Here is a 13,797-nt window from a genome sequence, read left to right as displayed (position 1 = left end):
GGACGGGATCAGGGGGTCTCCCGGTTGGAGGTGCGGATCCGACGGACGCTCGCCACGGCCTCGATGCGCTCCTCGGCCAGGCGGTCGGCGGCCTCGGCGGGGGTGGTCCCGTCGGCCTCGGCCCGGTCGAAGGTGCTCCGGACGGTGTCGGCGATGCCGGCCACCCGGGCCCAGGCTCGGTCCCGGTCGTAGGGCGCCCCCGAGGGGTGGCGCTCCTCGGCGATGTTGATCACTCCGCCGGCGTTGGCCACGTAGTCCGGCGCGTACAGCACACCGTGATCGATCAGACGCTGACCATCTGCAGCCGTCGCGAGCTGGTTGTTGGCCGATCCGCACACTGCGGCGCAGGCTAGTTCGGGGATCGTGGCCTCGCTGAGGACCGCGCCCAGGGCGCACGGGCTGAACACGTCGCACTCGACGGCGTGGGCCTTGTCCGGCTCGACCACGGCGACGCCCGGGTGGCGGGCGACCACGGCGAGGACGGCGCGCTCGCTGATGTCGGCCACGGTGACCCGGGCGTCGGCCTCGACCAGGTGGTCGACCAGGGCGGCGCCGACCTTGCCCACGCCGGAGACCACCACGTGCCGCCCGGCCAGGTCCGGCGCTCCCCACAGGCGCTCGGCGACGGCGTCGAGGGCGCAGCGCACGCCCCACGCCGTGGCCGGCGACGGGTCACCGGAGCCGCCCAGCGACTCGCTGGCGCCGGTGACGTAGGGGGTCTCGGTCCGGATCAGGTCCATGTCGGCCTGGGTCGTCCCCACGTCCTCGGCGGTGAGGTAGCGCCCGCCGAGCCCGTCGATGAAGCGGGCGTAGGCCCGGATCAGGCCCTCGCTGCGCAGGGTGCGGGGGTCGCCGACGATGACGGCCTTGCCGCCCCCGGCGTCGAGGCCCGACACGGCGTGCTTGTAGGTCATGCCCCGGGCCAGGCGGCACACGTCGGCCACCGCCTCGGCCTCGGTGGCGTAGGGCCAGAACCGGGTCCCGCCCAGCCCGGGGCCGAGGACGGTCGAGTGCAGGGCGATGATCGCCTTCAGCCCGGTGGGCTCGTGGTGGCAGAACGCCACCTGCTCGAACCCCTCGACGGCGGCGTGGGCGAACACGGATCCGGCTTCGATGGCCACAGCCCGCAGGGTAGGGCGGGTGGTGCGGGCCCGCCGGGGGCGGCGGCGAGGGCGCCCCCCGTCAGGCGGCGGTGCGGGTGCGGAAGGCGCCGGGGCGGACGCCGTAGACCCGCTTGACCGCCACCGCCAGCGCATCGCCGCTCTCGTAGCCCACCTGGCGGGCGATGGCGTCGACCGAGGCGTCGGTGCGCCGCAGCAGGTCGACCGCTCGGGTCAGGCGCCATCGGGTCAGGTAGCCCATCGGCGGCTCGCCCACGAGGGCGGTGAAGCGGCGGGCCAGGGTGGCCCGGGAGACGCCGACCTCGGCGGCAAGGCGCGCCACGGTCCACGGGTGGGCGGGCCGGGCCTCGAGGGCGCGCAGGGCGGGCCCGATGACGGGGTCGCCGAGGGCCTGGCACCAGGCCGGCGGGTCGACGTCGGACCGGTCGAACCACTCGCGGAGGGTCGTGATCAGCAGGAGGTCGAGCACGCGGTCGAGGACGGCGCTCTGCCCGGGCTTGTCCCGACCGAGCTCGGCGTAGAGGAGGTCCATCGGCGGGCAGAGGTCGCCCTCGTCCCGCACGACGGCGATGGGCGGGAGGGCGGCGACGAGTCGGGCCGAGGTCGGTCCGACCACGTGGTACGCGCCGACGACGAGGACGGCGGGGCCCTCGGGATCACCGGTGCACGGCTGGAGCCGGCTGGCGAGGTCGGGCCAGGCCACGGAGGCGCCCTCGGGTGCGGGCCGGGGCCGGGCGTCGGCCGCCCCGCCGACGGCGAGGCGTCGGTCCCCGGCGAGGACGGCGGCGTCGCCGGCGCGCAGCGTCTCGGTCAGGCCGCCGGCGTGGACGGAGACCTCGCCCTGGGCCACGACGATGAGCACGAGCGGGGCGTCGGACGTGAGGTCGACGGCCCAGGTCGGGTCGAGCGTCGCCTGGGAGAACAGCGCCCGGTCGGCCCGCACGTGCTCGAGGAGGCTCGCCAGCACATCCACGGGGGTCAGGCTAGTGGCGGGCCCGGCCACCTCTGCGGGGTCGTCGCCGGCCCCGGCCCGGTGACCAGGCGTCGTCGAGGCGGCCAGCACCGTTCTGACATCGCTGCCGGACACCGATGTCGCCAGGCGCGACCAGAACGGCGGTCGGGGCGGCCATCGTCGTTCTGACAACGCTCCCCGCCAGGCGTGTCGCCTGGCGCAAGCAGAACCGAGGATGGCGACGGACCTGAGACTGGCGCGGCGCGAGACGAGCAGACGGGAGATCGAGCGTCTCGATCGTTGGCCTGCGCGGGGCCGGACGGTGGGGTGTCCCCATGCCTGATCCACTCCGCCCCACCCCCACCCGTGAGGTCCACCTGGCCCGTCGCCCGGTGGGCGAACCGACCCCGGACGACTTCGCCGTCGTCGACGTCGAGCTGCCGCCGCCCGCCCCCGGGCAGGTCCTCGTCCGGACGACCTGGATGTCGGTCGAGCCCTACATGCGCGGGCGCATGGACGACCGCCCGTCCTACATCGCCCCGTTCGCCCTCGGCGCCCCGCTCGAGGGCGGCGCCGTCGGTGAGGTGGTGGCCTCCCGGTCGGCGGCCGTCCCTGTCGGCGCGACGGTGTCCCACTTCCGCGGCTGGCGCGAGCACGCCGTCCTCGACGAGGCCGCAGTCGAGGTGGTCGACGGGGCGGACGTCCCGTCCCACGCCTACCTCGGCCCGCTCGGCACACCCGGCCTCACCGCCCACGTCGCCCTCTCCCGGATCGCCCCCGTCGCGCCCGGTGACGTCGTCTACGTCTCCGCCGCCGGTGGCGCCGTCGGCAACGTCGCCGCCGCCGTGGCCCGCCACCTCGGCGCCTCGCTCGTGATCGGGTCGGCCGGCGGACCGGCCAAGACCAAGGTCCTCACCGAGGTGTTCGGCTACGACGTCGGGCTCGACCGCCACGGCGACCTGGCGGCGGGGCTGGCCGCCGCCGCGCCGGACGGCATCGACGTGTACGTCGACTCGGTGGGGGGCTCCACCCTGGAGCTGGCCATCGCCGCCCTGCGCCCCCGGGGGCGGGTCGCCCTCGTCGGGGCCGTGGCCCAGTACAACGACACCACGCCCCGACCGGGTCCCACCAACCTCTACGAGGCGACCAAGAAGGAGATCTCGCTGCGGGGGGTGCTTGTCACCAGCCACCAGGACCTGATGGCCGCCCACCGCGACCTGGTCCGGCCCTGGCTCGTCGACGGGACGCTGCGGACGCAGGAGACGGTCGTGGAGGGCCTGGAGCGGGCGCCACAGGCCCTCATCGACCTCCTGCGGGGCGGGGTCGTGGGCAAGATGCTGGTGCGGGTCGACCGATGAGAGCGCCGACGATGCTCACCGCCGAGGACCGCACCTTCCTCGCCGGGCCCCGCCTGGGGTTCCTCACCGTGGCCTCCGCCGACGCCCGATCGCCCCACCTGCCGGTGCCGGTCTGGTTCGAGCCCCTCCCCGACGGCGTGCAGCTGGTCACCGGGGCCCGGTCGGCCAAGGTGCGCCGCCTGCGCGCCCGGCCCCAGGCGTCGCTGGTCGCCGCCAACCACCTCGACGAGCCCGAGCACTGGGTCGCCGTCGCCGGACCGGTGACGCTCCACGACGACGGCGCGCCGGAGCTGACCGCCCGCCTCGCCGGGCGCTACTGGGACCTGGACGACCCCGAGCGGGCCGCGACCCTCGAGGCGTGGCGGTCCGAGGAGATGGTCCGCGTCGTCATCCGGGCCGAGGTGCTGCGGCGCGGCGAGTGAGGTCCCGGGGAGGTCGTCCGGGGCCGATGTGATGCCGCGCCGATCGGGGGCGGCCGGTACCGTCGCGTGACGTGTCGACTCCCACCGCGGCGTACTCCGTGCGCCTCCGCGTCCGGTTGCCCAACGTCCCTGGAGCCCTCGGCCGCCTGTCGGTGGCCCTGGGTGAGATCGGGGCCAACATCGTGGGCCTCCACGGGTTCGAGGCCAAGGGCCCGGTGCTCGACGAGGACGTGATCGTCAACTGCTCCGACGCGGCACACATCGAGCAGCTGCGCGAGACCCTCGTCGCCCTCGACGGGGTCGAGATCCTCGACTTCGCCGACCGCACCTTCGAGATGCACGCCGGCGGCAAGATCCACGTGCTCGCCACCGTGCCGATCGTCGACCGCGACGACCTGTCGATGGCCTACACGCCCGGCGTCGCCCGCGTCTGCACGGCCATCGCCACCGACCCGGCGCTGGCCCACACGCTGACGATCAAGAAGAACACCGTCGCCATCGTCACCGACGGCACCGCCGTCCTCGGCCTGGGCGACATCGGCCCCGAGGCCGCCCTCCCGGTGATGGAGGGCAAGGCCCTCCTGTTCAAGAGCTTCGCCGACGTCGACGCCTTCCCGGTCTGCATCGACACCTCCCGCGACGAGACGCCGCAGGACAAGGTCGACGCCATCGTCGAGACCGTGCGGCGCATCGCCCCCGTCTACGGCGGGATCAACCTCGAGGACATCGCCGCCCCGGCCTGCTTCGAGGTCGAGGAGCGGCTGCGCGACCTGCTCGACATCCCCGTCTTCCACGACGACCAGCACGGCACCGCGGTCGTGACCCTGGCCGCGCTCGAGAACTCGCTCAAGCTCGTCGGCAAGCACATGGAGGACCTCCGGGTCGTCATCTCCGGCGCCGGCGCCGCCGGCGTGGCCATCGCCAAGATCCTCATGGCCGCCGGCGTGCGCGACGTCATCGGCTGCGACAGCCGGGGCGCCGTCACCCGCGAGCGCGACGACCTGAACTCGGCCAAGCGGGCCTTCGCCGAGCTCACCAACCCATCCGGCACCTCGGGCTCGCTCAAGGACGTGCTGCCGGGCGCCGACGTGTTCATCGGCGTGTCCGGCCCCGACCTGCTCGACGCCGACGACCTCCGCAAGATGGCGACGGACCCGATCGTGTTCGCCATGGCCAACCCCGACCCGGAGATCCGGCCCGAGGTGGCCGAGGGGCTGGTCGCGGTCATGGCCACCGGCCGCAGCGACTACCCCAACCAGATCAACAACGTCCTCGCCTTCCCGGGCATCTTCCGGGGCGCGCTCGACGCCGGGGCGACGACGGTCACCGAGGGCATGAAGGTCGCCGCCGCCGAGGCCATCGCCGCCGCCGTCCCCGAGCACGAGCTCGACGCCGAGAACATCGTCCCGTCGGTGTTCGACCGCCAGGTCGTCGAGCTGGTCGCCGCCGCCGTCGCCGGCGCCGCCGTCACCGACGGGGTCACCCGGTAGCTCGGACGCCTGGGCCGTCCGGCTCATCCGCGGTCCGACGGCTCCACATCGAGCGTCCTCGGCCGATGAAGTGGCATGGCCGTCGCCACAACACCCGTCGAGGTCGACGCCGACGTCCCCGTCGCCGCCCTCTGCGGGTGGTGCGCCGAGACCCTGACGTCGCCCTACCTGCGCCGCCCCGACGGCACCGGGCTCCACGTGGCCTGCGCCCGGGCCTACGCCGAAGCCCAGGTCGCGGCCCCGCCCGCCTGAGCCTCCGTGGCGGGGACCGGCGTCGGTCCGGTGGAGACACCCCCTGGTCACCGGCTCTGCCGGCGACCGTGGTGGCCGGGGACCGGCGTCGATCCGGTGGAGACACCCCCTGGTCACCGGCTCTGCCGGCGACCGTGGTGGCTGGGACCGGCGTCGATCCGGTGACCTCGCGCTTTTCAGGCGCGCGCTCTGCCAACTGAGCTACCCAGCCGTGCTGTCGCCTCCGCGAGGCGATGACGACAGTGGCGGTCCCGACGGGATTTGAACCCGCGACCTCCGGCTTGACAGGCCGGCGTGCACTCCAAACTGCACCACGGGACCAGCACCCCTTGCGGGGCTGGAGCAACCTAGCACCGTCCCCGGGGGGCCGATCCAACCCGGGGCCCGGGACCCCGTCCCGAGGGCGGATCGCCCGACGCATCGTCGGACGATCCGCCCGGTCCGCAGGTAGGCGGACGGGACGAGACGATCACCTTCACCACCCTCTGATCCGACGAGCGGATCAGGCGGTGCGGCGGATGACCACCTCGGCCAGGGCGGCGGGGACGGCGATGACGGGCAGCTCGTCCTCGGGACGGGCGACCTTCGGCGGCCGGCCCCGACGGCGCTTGGTGGCGAGGATGCGACCGTTGCGGAACAGCTGCCCGCCCCAGACGCCCCACGGCTCACGGCGGGCCAGGGCGCCGGCGAGGCAGTCCTCCATCACGGGGCACAGCTCGCAGATGCGCTTGGCCGCGGCGATGTCCTGCAGCTCCTCGCTGAAGAACAGGGCCGACAGCGATCCGGCGGCATCGTTGCACCGGGCCTCGGCCCACCAGGTGCGGTCCTCGGCGGCCTCCTCGAGGTCGTTCAGCGCGATCACGGGTCTCTCCTCTGTCTCGTCTCGTCGTGGGGTCGTGGTGGTGGTCGTCGTCGTCATCAGGTGGTGGGGGTGGTGGGTGGGTGAGGGAGGGAGGGATCTGGGCCCGAAAACCAGAAAGGCCGCCGGGAGATCCCGACGGCCTTCAGAGGTTCTTGGCTTCCCGGTATCAGGGAGAACCGTCCTCGGGCCGTGGGGCAGGGGTGAGGTCGTGCCGCTTGGTCATGGCCTTCACCTGCACGCCCTGGGTCGGGTTGGGAGCCCAACCGCGGAAGGCAGCGATGGTGGAGGCCGCGGGACCGGCGGGCACGGACGCCGCGCCCACGAAGGACACGGCGCGCGAGCAACCGGCGGCGGCGATCCGCTCGGCTGGCTGCATCAGCGTGCTCATCGAGTCCTCGGGTGGGTGGGGGTGCCGGGTCGGCAGGCGTCCGGGCAGTCCGGGCGTCCGGTCATCGAACCCCAGACGGGTGAGGCCGTCAAGCGATTATTCCGGACGTGGTCCGGCGCATTCCGGCCAGGCGTCAGGCGCCGGGGGCGAGCGCCTCGGCCCGGAACACCCGGGCGCGGTAGACGCGCAGCTCGTCGATGCTCTCGCGGATGTCATCGAGGGCCCGGTGGCTCGTCTGCTTGCGCACCATCTGGTCGAGCACCTCGGGGTACCAGCGCCGCACCAGCTCCTTGACGCTCGAGACGTCGACGGAGCGGTAGTGGAGGTGCTCCTCGATCTCGGGGAGGTACTTGGCGAGGAAGCGCCGATCGGTCCCGATGGAGTTGCCGCACAGCGGCACGGTGCGGGGCTCGGGCACGTGCTCGCGGATGAAGGCGAGGGTCGCGGCGCCGGCCTCCTCGAGCGTCGTGGTCGACGCCGCGATGGCCGGGAGCAGCCCGGACTTCGTGTGCATCGACCGCACGATGTCCTCCATGCCGGCCAGGACCTCGGGCGGCTGGTGGACGACGAGGTCGGGCCCCTCGGCCACGATCTCGAGCTCGTCGTCGGTGATGAGGGTGGCGATCTCGACGATGGCGCACCGGTCGGGGTCCAGCCCCGTCATCTCCAGATCCATCCACACGAGCACCCGAGGACGCTACCCGGCGCAGGTTCGCGTCCCTGCGACGCCCCGCACCGTCGACACCCAGCCAGCAAGACCCTGGCCCGTCGTCGCCCGTCGGGGTGGGGCGCAGGTTCGGCGTGGCGCAGGTTCGCAGTGGCGCCGCACCAAGATGCGGCCATGCTGCGCGTCCCCCTCGTCCGCCTCGACCCCGACCTGCCGCCCCCGTCGTACGCCCACCCCGGCGACGCCGGCGCCGACCTGCGGGCCCGCGAGGACGTCCTCCTGCCCTCCGGCGGGGGCCGGGCGCTCGTGCCGACCGGGGTGGCGCTGGCCCTGCCGGCCGGGCACGCCGGCCTGGTCATGCCCCGCAGCGGGCTGGCCCTGCGCCACGGCGTGACGTGCCTCAACACGCCCGGCGTCGTCGACCACGGCTACCGCGGCGAGCTCAAGGTGCTGCTCGTCAACACCGACCCGACGACCGACTACCAGGTGCAGCGGGGCGACCGCATCGCCCAGCTGGTCATCCAGCGGGTCGAGGAGGCGTGGTTCGCCGAGGGCGACGAGTTGCCCGCGACCAGCCGGTCGGCCGGCGGGTTCGGCTCCACCGGCCGGTAGCGAGGAGGGCCCGAGCCCACCGGCCGCCCGTCCGGGGGCGCCTAGCCCTCGTGCTCGAGGCGGGAGCGCAGCTGGCCCAGGCTGCGGGCCAGGAGCCGCGACACGTGCATCTGGCTGATGCCCAGGCGGTCGGCGATCTGGCTCTGCGTCATGCCGTCGTAGAAGCGGAGCCGCATGATCAGCTGCTCGCGCTTGGGCAGCGTGTCCACGAGCGTGGCCACCAGCATCCGGTTCTCCGCCGCGAACAGGTTGGTGTCCTCGTCGCCCAGCTGCCCGGCCAGGCCGAGCCCGGAGTCCTCGCCGCCCGACGGGGCGTCGATCGACGTCGACCGGTAGGCCTGGGCCGCCTCCATGGCCTCCAGGACCTCCTCCTCCGAGGTGCCCGACGCCCGGGCCAGCTCGGCGATGGTGGGGGAGCGCCCCAGGCGCTGGGTCAGGGTCCCGACGAGCGAGTTGACCTCGACGTGGAGCTCCTGGATCCGGCGCGGCACCCGCACCGACCAGCCCTTGTCGCGGAAGTGGCGCTTGAGCTCGCCGACGATGGTCGGCGTGGCGAAGGTCGAGAACTCCAGGCCCCGCTCGGGCTCGAACCGCTCCACCGCCTTGACCAGGCCGAGCGACGCCACCTGGACGAGGTCCTCGAGGGGCACGCCCCGGTTGTTGAACCGGCGGGCCAGGTGCTCGGCGAGCCGCAGGTGGGCCTCGATGAGCTCGTCGCGGATCGTCCGGTCCCCCGTCTCCTGGTAGGCCCGGAAGCGCTCCCGCAGGTGCTCGCGCTCGGCGTCGTCGAGGCTCACGCCCGGCCCTCCCGGCTCCCCCGGTCGGGCCCGGGCGCGCGCCGACCGGCGGGGATCTCGACCCCGCCCCGGCCGGTGGCGCTCCCCCACACCGTCACGCCGGATCGGTCTCCCTCGCGGGCGGGGCCAGGCGCTTGGAGATCCACACCCGATCGGCGGCCAGGTCCACCTCGTGCTCGTCGACGACGGCGTCGAGGATCTGGTCCGAGAGGCTGGTGTCCTCGTCGCCGCCGGCCGCGGGTGCGTCCTCGAACCCGCCGACGATCGTCACGCCGAGGGCGGCCGGGGCCACCCCGAAGGTGAGGGTCAGCGTCCCCGCCCGGGCGCCGGCACCGATGAGGAGCGAGCACGCCTCGCCGACGGCGATGCGGAGGTCCTCCACCTCGTCGTACCCCATGCCGATCCGCGTCGCGAGCCCGGCGCAGGTCAGCCGGGCGAGGCGGACGAACTCGGGCGCGGCGGGGAGGGTGAGGACGACCTCGTCGGCCGCGGCGATGGGGGGCATTGGTGGCTCTCCGTCGGGGACTGCCGAGGAGGGTACATCTCGTCGCCGCACCCGCTCGCGGCGTGCGCTGGACCGGTGGCGAGGTGACGGACCGTCAGGTCGTGAGGGAGAACCAGACCGCCTTGCCCGGGACGATCCGGGTCACGCCCCAGGCGTCGGCCAGGTCGGCGACCATGGCCAGGCCCCGGCCGCTGACCGACATCGGCTCGGCGGCGACGGGCTCGGGCGCGGCGCTCGAGGGATCGATGACCTCGACCGCGAGCCGGGCGTCGTCGAGGTCGACCACCAGCTCGACGGGCGACCCGGCGTGGACCACGGCGTTGGCCACCAGCTCGCTGGTGAGGAGGCAGGCGGTGTCGACCAGGTCGGGCCGCCGCCCCTGGCGCAGCAGGTCGCGGACGACGCTGCGGGCCTGCGAGGCGGCCTCGGGGCTCGACCCCAGGTTGACGGCGACCAGCACGTGGTGGGGATCGGGGGTCGACGTCGGGGGAGCGGAGGAGGGAGCGTCGGCGGCGACCGGCGTCGCGAGCAGGTCGTCGGCCATGGGGGTGGGCTACCCGCGGTCCTTGCGCAGCAAACTGTCGTCGGCGCCGCGCGCCACCACCGTCCGGCGCGACCAGGGGCGTTATCGTCCGCCGTCCCGCCCCTCGTCCCCGGAGGTCCCCGTGACCGCTCCCTCGCTCCCGCTCGCCGGTCGCGCCGCCCTCGTCACCGGTGGCGGCACCGGCATCGGCCGCGCCTCGGCCGAGGCGCTCGTCGCCGACGGCGCCTCGGTGACCCTCGTCGGCCGGCGCGCCGACGTCCTCGAGGCGGCCGCCGAGGAGATCGGCGCCACCGCCCCCGAGGGAGCCGAGGTCCGGTGGGCCAGCGCCGACGTGGCCGACGAGGCCCAGGTCCAGGCGGCGGTGGCCACCGCCGCCGAGGGCGGCGGCCTCGACATCGCCGTCCTGTCGGCCGGGACGGGCACGCTCGGGCCGATCACCGCGCTGCCGCTCGAGGAGTGGCACCGGGTCGTGGAGAGCAACCTCACCGGCACGTTCCTGGCCATGAAGCACGCCGCCAACGCCATGATCGCCACCGGCAGGGGCGGGGCGATCGTCGCCATCTCGTCGATCGCCGGCGTGAGCAGCCACCGGTGGATGGGCCCGTACTGCGCCAGCAAGGCGGGCATCGACATGCTCGTCCAGGTGGCGGCCGACGAGCTCGGGCGGCAGGGCATCCGGGTGTGCTCGGTGCGTCCCGGTGTGGTCCAGACCGACCTGGGCGACCACCTGATCGGCGTCCCCGACGTGCTCGACGACTACCTCGCCCAGATGCCGGTGTCCCGGGTCGGCCACGTCGACGACGTCGCCGCCGCCGTGCGCTACCTCTGCGGGCCCGAGTCGAGCTGGGTCACCGGCGTCGCCCTCTCGGTCGACGGCGGCATGCACGTGCGCCGGGGTCCCGACCTCGACAGCATGGCCCGCATGCTCTACGGCGACGAGGCCCTCGACGGCCGGAAGCCCGCCATCCTCCCGGACGCCTGAACGCCCCGGGTCGGGCCGGACCGGTGCCGTTCTCGGTACCGATCGTGGCCCGGGAGTGCGTGATCGGTACCAGGAACGGGGGTGGCCCGGGCGGGTGCCGTTCTCGGTACGGATCGTGGCCCGCCGGTGCCTGATCGGTACCGGGAACGGGTCGGCCCCAGGGGTGCGGTCGATGAGGGTGGGCCGATCGCCCGCGTGGAGGTCCGCTGGGCCTGGCGGCAGCCCCGGGGGTTGTGGGGGTGAGCGCCAGCTCGAGCCGGCGAGCGGAGCGAGCTTCGGCGGGAGGGGGTCCGGCGCGAGCCGGGCGATGAACCGCTACTCGGTCTGTGACCTGGCTTCGGGGTCGAGGTCGGCGATGATCCGCTCGACGTCGACGCGAGCGCCGTCGATGCGGCCCCGGCACCAGCGCACGAGGTGGGCGGCCCGGGCGACCTTGCGGGCGAGCAGGTCGACGTCGACGGCCTCGTCCTCGATCTCGGCGAGGATCGCCTCCAGCTCGGCCATGGCCTCGGCGTAGCCGGCCGGGTCGGGTCCGGCGTCGGGCGAGGGCGCAGGGTCAGGCATCGTCCGATCCTCCCTCACCGGCGTCGGTGCCGACCACCCGGCTGCGCACCCGCCCGGCGGCGAGGTGGGTCACCAGCTCGTCGCCCGCCGCCACCTCGGCGGCCGCGCGCACGAGGGTCCCGTCGGCCCGGTAGGTCATCGACCAGCCCCGGGCCAGGGCCCGAGCCGGGTCGACGGCCCGCACCCGCGCCTCGACGCCGACGAGCTCGCGCCCGGCCCGGTCGAGCAGCGGGCCCGGGCGGCGGGCGAGGACGGCGGCGGCGGCGGTGACGCGGCGGTCGGCCTCGCCCAGGTCGCGGCGCACCCCGCGGCCGAGGCTCGTCCCCAGGGCGTCGAGCCGGGCGTCGGCCCGGGCCAGCCCGGCCGGGCCCCGCTGGCGGAGGCGGGCGGACAGCGAGCGGTGGCCGGCCTCGGCGGCGCGCAGCGACCCCCCGGCGTGGCTGACGATCTGGCGCCCCCGCCGGGCCAGCTGCTCGTCCTGGGCGCGCGCCGCCCGCCGGGCGGCGGCCCCGACGGCGGCCCACAGGGCCTCGGTCCGGTCGCGGGCGGCGCCGACGCCGGCGACGACGAGGGCGGCGGCGCCGGTCGGGGTGGCGCAGGCGGTGTGGGCGACGCGGTCGGCGACGCTGTCGTCGATCTCGTGGCCGATCCCGGTCACGACGGGCACCGGGCACGTGGCCACGGCCCGGGCGATCACCTCCACGTCGAAGGCGGCCAGCTCGACCCGGGAGCCCCCGCCCCGCACGAGGAGCACCAGCTCGGCCCCGGCGGCCACGACCGCCTCGATGGCGGCGGGCACGGTGTCGGCCGCCGCCGGCCCCTGGGTGCGGGCGTCGGCCTCGACCAGCAGGTGCGACAGCCCGGCCGCCTCCAGGACCCGACGCACGTCGGCCTGGGCCGCGCTGCCGAGGCTCGTGACCAGGCCGATGCGGGTCGGGACGGGGGGCAGCGGCAGGCGGCCGTTGCGGTCGAGGAGGCCGTCGGCGTCGAGGGCGGCGAGGACCGCGGCCCGGTCGGCGGCGAGGCGGCCGAGCGTGTACTCCGGGTCGATGCCCGTCATCTGGAGCTGCGGGCGGCCGCCCGGCGCCCACCAGCGGATGCGACCCCGGATCCGCACGTCGACGCCGTTGTCCATGGCGCTGACCCGGACCCCCGAGCGCCGCAGGTCGGCGTTCACCCGCCTGCGGTCGGTGCTCCACAGCACGACCGGCAAGACGGCGCGGGGGCGCTGGCCCGGGGGGGCCGGCTCGATGAGGTCGAAGTAGAGGTGGGGCCGGGCCCGGCGGCCGTCGCCCGGGGGCGGGAGCTCGCGGATCTCGCCCCGCACCCAGATCTCCCCGGGGAACGCCTGCTCGAGGACCGACCCGATCGCCTTGGACAAGTCGGCCACCGACCACGTGGGGTCGACGACCTCCTCGTCCCCGAACAGCGCGTCCTGCATCCCGGCCAACCTACGGGGCCGACCCCGCGGCGTGCGGGGCGGCGGGGGGTGCGACGATGGTCCGATGGTCCTCGAGCTGGTGGAGCGGTACCTCGACCTGATCCGGGGCGTGGCCCTGGGGTCGGGGCCGTGGCTGGCCTTCAACGCGACCCTGGCGACGATCCCCGCCGTGCTGGCGGTCGCCCTGTTCCACCGGCGTCGCCCGACCACGGCGGCCTGGGCCCTCGGCGTCGTGCTGTTCGTGCTGTTCCTGCCCAACGCCCCCTACGTGGTGACCGACCTGATCCACCTGCGCCGCGTGCTGGACGCCAACCCGGGCACCCGGGTGTCGGACATGGTCCCGGCCGGTGTCCTCGCCCTCCTCGTGGTGTGGGGGGTCGGGTGCTACGCCGTCGCCCTGGCCGAGCTCGACCGGCAGATCGCCCGGGTGCCGGGGCTGGCCCGTCGTCGGCTCACCGTCCGGGCCGGCGTGCACCTGCTGTGCGCCTTCGGGGTGGTGCTCGGTCGCATCCCCCGGCTCCACTCGTGGCACGTGGTCACCCGGCCCGCCGCCACCGTCGACGGCATCGTCGCCGTCCTCCACCCGCTGGCCGTCCCCCTGGTGGTCGCCCTCGCCCTCGCCTTCGCCCTGGCGGCCGCGGCCGTGACCGCCGTCGGTCGGGCGGCGTGGGCCCGCACCGTCGAGGTGGGGGAGACGGCCCGCCGCCGGGCCCAGGCCGTCGCCCTCCGGCGGCTCCCCGGGTAGGTCGGCGGTGCCCCGTCGCCGCGAGGCACCGCACGAGGACGATGACGACGCCGGCGCGCTCGAGGCCACGTGGGGCCGGAAGGCCAGTGCCCGGG

At 75.2% G+C, this 13,797-nt stretch carries 17 protein-coding genes and 2 tRNA genes; 7 read left to right on the top strand and 12 right to left on the bottom strand.

Features of this window, described 5'->3' with window-relative positions; genetic code table 11:
* Positions 1-8: 8 nt before the first annotated feature.
* The gene (locus HC251_RS23235) at positions 9-1,121 is read right to left on the bottom strand and encodes a Glu/Leu/Phe/Val dehydrogenase dimerization domain-containing protein (RefSeq protein WP_255566537.1); all 1,113 of its coding nucleotides are present in this window, start codon (positions 1,119-1,121) and stop codon (positions 9-11) included.
* Between the two features lie 61 nt (positions 1,122-1,182).
* On the bottom strand, positions 1,183-2,094 hold the full coding sequence (locus HC251_RS23230; RefSeq protein ID WP_219942996.1) for an AraC family transcriptional regulator: 912 nt from the start codon (positions 2,092-2,094) through the stop codon (positions 1,183-1,185).
* A 314-nt stretch (positions 2,095-2,408) separates the two neighbouring features.
* On the opposite strand from HC251_RS23230, the gene HC251_RS23225 reads away from it, so the two are divergent.
* The 4 genes from HC251_RS23225 (at position 2,409) to HC251_RS23210 (ending at position 5,595) form a co-directional block, all read left to right on the top strand.
* Positions 2,409-3,431: an NADP-dependent oxidoreductase gene (locus HC251_RS23225; protein ID WP_219942995.1), complete on the top strand. Its 1,023-nt coding sequence runs from the start codon at positions 2,409-2,411 to the stop codon at positions 3,429-3,431.
* Positions 3,428-3,853, top strand: a complete 426-nt coding sequence (locus HC251_RS23220; protein ID WP_219942994.1) for a pyridoxamine 5'-phosphate oxidase family protein — start codon at positions 3,428-3,430, stop codon at positions 3,851-3,853. The genes HC251_RS23225 and HC251_RS23220 overlap by 4 nt, the downstream gene beginning before the upstream one ends.
* Positions 3,854-3,924: 71 nt before the next feature.
* Positions 3,925-5,343, top strand: a complete 1,419-nt coding sequence (locus HC251_RS23215; RefSeq protein ID WP_219942993.1) for an NAD-dependent malic enzyme — start codon at positions 3,925-3,927, stop codon at positions 5,341-5,343.
* 75 nt (positions 5,344-5,418) lie between these two features.
* Complete coding sequence (locus HC251_RS23210; protein ID WP_219942992.1) at positions 5,419-5,595, top strand: hypothetical protein; 177 nt, start codon at positions 5,419-5,421, stop codon at positions 5,593-5,595.
* Positions 5,596-5,730: 135 nt separating this feature from the next.
* Here HC251_RS23210 and HC251_RS23205 read toward each other — a convergent pair.
* The 5 genes from HC251_RS23205 to orn all read right to left on the bottom strand — a co-directional run bounded on the left by HC251_RS23205 (position 5,731) and on the right by orn (position 7,533).
* A tRNA-Phe gene (locus tag HC251_RS23205) sits at positions 5,731-5,806 on the bottom strand.
* 32 nt (positions 5,807-5,838) lie between these two features.
* A tRNA-Asp gene (locus tag HC251_RS23200) sits at positions 5,839-5,916 on the bottom strand.
* A 181-nt stretch (positions 5,917-6,097) separates the two neighbouring features.
* Complete coding sequence (locus HC251_RS23195; RefSeq protein ID WP_219942991.1) at positions 6,098-6,457, bottom strand: WhiB family transcriptional regulator; 360 nt, start codon at positions 6,455-6,457, stop codon at positions 6,098-6,100.
* Between the two features lie 166 nt (positions 6,458-6,623).
* Positions 6,624-6,845 (bottom strand): hypothetical protein, encoded by a 222-nt coding sequence (locus tag HC251_RS23190; RefSeq protein ID WP_219942990.1) that lies wholly within the window; start codon positions 6,843-6,845, stop codon positions 6,624-6,626.
* Positions 6,846-6,978: 133 nt separating this feature from the next.
* Entirely contained in the window at positions 6,979-7,533 is a 555-nt protein-coding gene (gene orn / locus HC251_RS23185) for an oligoribonuclease (protein WP_219942989.1), read from the bottom strand.
* A gap of 153 nt (positions 7,534-7,686) precedes the next feature.
* On the opposite strand from orn, the gene dut reads away from it, so the two are divergent.
* On the top strand, positions 7,687-8,124 hold the full coding sequence (dut, locus tag HC251_RS23180) for a dUTP diphosphatase (RefSeq protein ID WP_219942988.1): 438 nt from the start codon (positions 7,687-7,689) through the stop codon (positions 8,122-8,124).
* Between the two features lie 41 nt (positions 8,125-8,165).
* On the opposite strand, the gene HC251_RS23175 is transcribed toward dut, so the two are convergent.
* The 3 genes from HC251_RS23175 to HC251_RS23165 all read right to left on the bottom strand — a co-directional run bounded on the left by HC251_RS23175 (position 8,166) and on the right by HC251_RS23165 (position 9,970).
* Positions 8,166-8,921: a SigB/SigF/SigG family RNA polymerase sigma factor gene (locus tag HC251_RS23175; protein WP_219942987.1), complete on the bottom strand. Its 756-nt coding sequence runs from the start codon at positions 8,919-8,921 to the stop codon at positions 8,166-8,168.
* A 94-nt stretch (positions 8,922-9,015) separates the two neighbouring features.
* The gene (locus HC251_RS23170) at positions 9,016-9,426 is read right to left on the bottom strand and encodes an ATP-binding protein (protein WP_219942986.1); all 411 of its coding nucleotides are present in this window, start codon (positions 9,424-9,426) and stop codon (positions 9,016-9,018) included.
* 94 nt (positions 9,427-9,520) lie between these two features.
* Positions 9,521-9,970: an ATP-binding protein gene (locus tag HC251_RS23165; protein ID WP_219942985.1), complete on the bottom strand. Its 450-nt coding sequence runs from the start codon at positions 9,968-9,970 to the stop codon at positions 9,521-9,523.
* A gap of 121 nt (positions 9,971-10,091) precedes the next feature.
* Between HC251_RS23165 and HC251_RS23160 the strand changes: the two genes are divergently transcribed.
* Positions 10,092-10,952 (top strand): SDR family oxidoreductase, encoded by an 861-nt coding sequence (locus HC251_RS23160; RefSeq protein WP_219942984.1) that lies wholly within the window; start codon positions 10,092-10,094, stop codon positions 10,950-10,952.
* A 315-nt stretch (positions 10,953-11,267) separates the two neighbouring features.
* Here the strand turns inward: HC251_RS23160 and xseB are convergent, their stop codons facing one another.
* Both xseB and xseA read right to left on the bottom strand, forming a co-directional pair.
* A complete protein-coding gene (xseB, locus tag HC251_RS23155; RefSeq protein WP_219942983.1) occupies positions 11,268-11,516 on the bottom strand; it encodes an exodeoxyribonuclease VII small subunit in 249 nt (82 codons plus the stop codon).
* Entirely contained in the window at positions 11,509-12,957 is a 1,449-nt protein-coding gene (gene xseA / locus HC251_RS23150) for an exodeoxyribonuclease VII large subunit (RefSeq protein WP_219942982.1), read from the bottom strand. The genes xseB and xseA overlap by 8 nt, the downstream gene beginning before the upstream one ends.
* 64 nt (positions 12,958-13,021) lie before the next feature.
* Here xseA and HC251_RS23145 point away from each other — a divergent pair, with 64 nt between their 5' ends.
* Positions 13,022-13,702 (top strand): DUF1361 domain-containing protein, encoded by a 681-nt coding sequence (locus HC251_RS23145; RefSeq protein WP_219942981.1) that lies wholly within the window; start codon positions 13,022-13,024, stop codon positions 13,700-13,702.
* The last annotated feature ends 95 nt before the right edge of the window (positions 13,703-13,797 follow it).

This window comes from Iamia sp. SCSIO 61187, assembly GCF_019443745.1.
GTDB lineage: Bacteria > Actinomycetota > Acidimicrobiia > Acidimicrobiales > Iamiaceae > Iamia.
This window is presented reverse-complemented; position numbering and strand designations above follow the sequence as displayed.

What these genes read in the sequence shown, in the direction of transcription:
- HC251_RS23225 (WP_219942995.1), top strand. Translation starts at nt 2,409, where the DNA reads ATGCCTGATCCACTCCGCCCCACCCCCACCCGTGAGGTCCACCTGGCC.
- HC251_RS23220 (WP_219942994.1), top strand. Translation starts at nt 3,428, where the DNA reads ATGAGAGCGCCGACGATGCTCACCGCCGAGGACCGCACCTTCCTCGCC.
- HC251_RS23210 (WP_219942992.1), top strand. Translation starts at nt 5,419, where the DNA reads ATGGCCGTCGCCACAACACCCGTCGAGGTCGACGCCGACGTCCCCGTC.
- HC251_RS23190 (WP_219942990.1), bottom strand. Translation starts at nt 6,845, where the DNA reads ATGAGCACGCTGATGCAGCCAGCCGAGCGGATCGCCGCCGCCGGTTGC.
- dut (WP_219942988.1), top strand. Translation starts at nt 7,687, where the DNA reads ATGCTGCGCGTCCCCCTCGTCCGCCTCGACCCCGACCTGCCGCCCCCG.
- HC251_RS23170 (WP_219942986.1), bottom strand. Translation starts at nt 9,426, where the DNA reads ATGCCCCCCATCGCCGCGGCCGACGAGGTCGTCCTCACCCTCCCCGCC.
- HC251_RS23165 (WP_219942985.1), bottom strand. Translation starts at nt 9,970, where the DNA reads ATGGCCGACGACCTGCTCGCGACGCCGGTCGCCGCCGACGCTCCCTCC.
- xseB (WP_219942983.1), bottom strand. Translation starts at nt 11,516, where the DNA reads ATGCCTGACCCTGCGCCCTCGCCCGACGCCGGACCCGACCCGGCCGGC.
- xseA (WP_219942982.1), bottom strand. Translation starts at nt 12,957, where the DNA reads ATGCAGGACGCGCTGTTCGGGGACGAGGAGGTCGTCGACCCCACGTGG.
- HC251_RS23145 (WP_219942981.1), top strand. Translation starts at nt 13,022, where the DNA reads ATGGTCCTCGAGCTGGTGGAGCGGTACCTCGACCTGATCCGGGGCGTG.